Here is a 2,731-nt window from a genome sequence, read left to right as displayed (position 1 = left end):
GGCGACGGCACCCAGGCACAATTGGCACCAGACTTGGGATGTTCGATCTTCTGTTCCAGCATCGCGGCCATCATGTCGGGCATGGCCCACATGCCCTTGCCGATCTGAGCCTTGCCGGACAGGCCACATTCCAGCCCGATATCGACATTGCGGTTCTCGTATCCGCCGATCCATGCCTTGCGCTTGATGAAATCCTTGCGGGAGAACGGCCCCGCTTCCATCGAGGTGTGAATCTCGTCGCCGGTGCGATCCAGAAACCCGGTATTGATGAAGGCCACGCGGTGTTTGGCCGCGCGGATGCATTGCTTGAGGTTGACGCTCGTGCGGCGCTCCTCGTCCATAATGCCCAGCTTGACGGTGTATTGCGGCAGGCCCAGCGCCTTTTCGACGAAGGTGAAGGTCGCGTCGGCGAATGTGACTTCATCCGGCCCGTGCATCTTGGGCTTCACGACATAGACCGACCCATGATGCGAGTTGCGCAGGCCTTCGGTCTTGTTCAGATCATGCTTGGCGATGAGCGCGGTGATCATCGCATCCATCAACCCCTCAAAGATCTCGGACCCGTCTTTCAGCAGGATCGCCGGGTTGGTCATCAGGTGGCCGACATTGCGCACCAGCATCAGCGCGCGGCCCTTGATCGTGACGGTGCCACCATCGGGCGCGGTGTAGGTCAGATCGGGGTTGAGCGCGCGGGTGACGGTCTTTCCACCCTTCTCGAAGCGGTCCTGCAGATCGCCCTTCATCAGGCCCAGCCAGTTGGCATAGGCCAGCGTCTTGTCCTCGGCGTCGACGCAGGCGACGGAATCCTCGCAATCCATGATCGCGCTGATGGCGCTTTCAAGACGCACATCGGCAAGACCGGCCTGATCGCGGCTGCCGATGAGATGCGTGCGGTCGAAGACCAGTTCGACATGCAGCCCGTTGTTGCGCAACAGCACCGCGTCGGGGGCCTTTGGATGGCCCCGGTAGCCGATGAACTTCTCGGGCTGTGCCAGCGGCATGTCATCCACCAGCAGCGCCCCACCCTGAACATAATAGCGCCGCGCGTCGGCATGGCTGCCGCCGTCGATCGGAAACGCCTCGTCGAGGAACACGCGAGCGCGGGCCACCACACGGGCGCCGCGGCCCTTGTCATAGCCGCCTTTGGGCGCGGGCGTGCCCATTGCATCGGTGCCATAGAACCCGTCGTAAAGACTGCCCCAACGGGCATTCGCGGCGTTCAGCGCGTAGCGCGCATTGGTGATCGGCACGACAAGCTGCGGCCCCGGCACCGTTGCGATCTCAGGGTCGGTGTTCTTGGTCTCGATCTCGAAATCGTCTCCTTCGGGCAGCAGGTAGCCGATCTCGGACAAAAACGCCTTGTAGGCCTCGTGATCATGCGGCTGGTTGCGGTGTCGGATGTGCCAGTCATCGATCTTTTGCTGGATCGTCTCCCGGGTGTTCAGCAGCTCGGCGTTTTTCGGACCGAAGTCATGCGCCAGCGTAGAAAGCGCGCTCCAGAACGCGTCGGCCTGGACCCCGGTGCCGGGCAGCGCCTGCCCTTCGATGAAGTCGAAAAGCATCTGGTCTATCTGCAATCCGTTGCGTTCGATCCGCGTGGTCATGGCTGGTCCCCTCGCTGTATGCCGTGGTCCTCAATTAGAAAGAATGTTTCCGATCCGCAACAACTTTGGTCAGGTTATCTGACCAAAAAGGCTGTTTCGGCAAATTTGAAAATCCACACGCCGTTCGGAGATCGCGCAGGGGGCCAGCACGCCTACGCCTTGGCCTTGGCGCGCCGACACCGATCCGAACAATATTTCACCTCGTCCCAGACCTTTTCCCACTTCTTGCGCCAGGTGAAGGGCAGCCCGCAGGTGGCGCAGATCTTGGTCGGCAGATCGGATTTCCTGCGCTGCTTGGGCATATCGGCACTTTTCATGTTCGAGTTAGAGCAGGGATCGAAAGGCGCGTTCGACCGCGGGGAGAGGCAGCGTCGTTCGACGCAAAACACAGGGAAAGTGCCTCAAAGGTCGAGCTTCAATTGCGTGTCATCTACAGCCTTGCGCCGCTGTTTACGCGGGGCCCGGTCGTTGACGAAATGCCCGCCGCTATCCTTGCGGCTGGCATGTTTGTTGATCACCCGCCGTGTTTCGCCCTTGTCGACGCTGCCGCGCATGGAAAATATCTTCTGCCGCGCCGCGCGGGCGGCATCGGCGACGTCCACGATCGGCTCGGGATAAATCCTGCCCAAGACGCGCCCTGCCCCCTCCCACATCCATGGCGATTGCAGATGCCGGTCCGGCACCTCGGCCAGTTCCGGCACCCAGCAACGGGTGAACGCGCCCGTCGGGTCCTGGTCCCTCCCTTGTTTGACGGGGTTGTAGATGCGCGGCGTGTTGATGCCGGTGGTGCCCGATTGCATCTGCATCTGGCTCCAATGAATGCCCGGCTCGTAATCCGTGAACATCCGCGCCAGGTGCTGACCGGTGGCGCGCCAGTCAAGCCAGAGGTGATAGCTCGCCACGCTCACCACCATCGCCCGCATCCGGAAATTGAGCCAACCGGTGGCGCGCAGCGACCGCATGCAGGCATCCAGAAACGGCAAGCCGGTCTCGCCGCTCTGCCACGCGCGCAGGCGGGCGGGGTCCGGCTGCAACGGGCGAATGATAGGAAAACCTATCTCGGAGCGCAACCGCAAAACGGCCGATCAGTCGCGAAATACGGTAACGATCGCGTTTGGCAGGCTTGT

General features: G+C 61.8%; 3 protein-coding genes. All 3 read right to left on the bottom strand.

The features are described from left to right. Positions 1-1,604 (bottom strand): malate synthase G (locus ACESL9_RS17835; RefSeq protein ID WP_372675414.1); only part of this gene is annotated, 1,604 nt, incomplete at its 3' end. A gap of 152 nt (positions 1,605-1,756) precedes the next feature. Next, positions 1,757-1,906 carry a DUF2256 domain-containing protein gene (locus ACESL9_RS17830; RefSeq protein WP_372675413.1) on the bottom strand — a complete coding sequence of 50 codons (150 nt, stop codon included), beginning with the start codon at positions 1,904-1,906 and terminating at the stop codon, positions 1,757-1,759. A gap of 99 nt (positions 1,907-2,005) precedes the next feature. Continuing rightward, a complete protein-coding gene (locus ACESL9_RS17825; RefSeq protein WP_372675412.1) occupies positions 2,006-2,638 on the bottom strand; it encodes an FAD-binding domain-containing protein in 633 nt (210 codons plus the stop codon). Positions 2,639-2,731 lie beyond the last annotated feature (93 nt).

This window comes from Aquicoccus sp. (genome assembly GCF_041686535.1).
Classification (GTDB): Bacteria; Pseudomonadota; Alphaproteobacteria; order Rhodobacterales; family Rhodobacteraceae; genus Aquicoccus.
The sequence above is the reverse complement of the archived record's forward strand: the minus strand, read 5'-3'. Positions and strand labels throughout refer to the sequence as shown.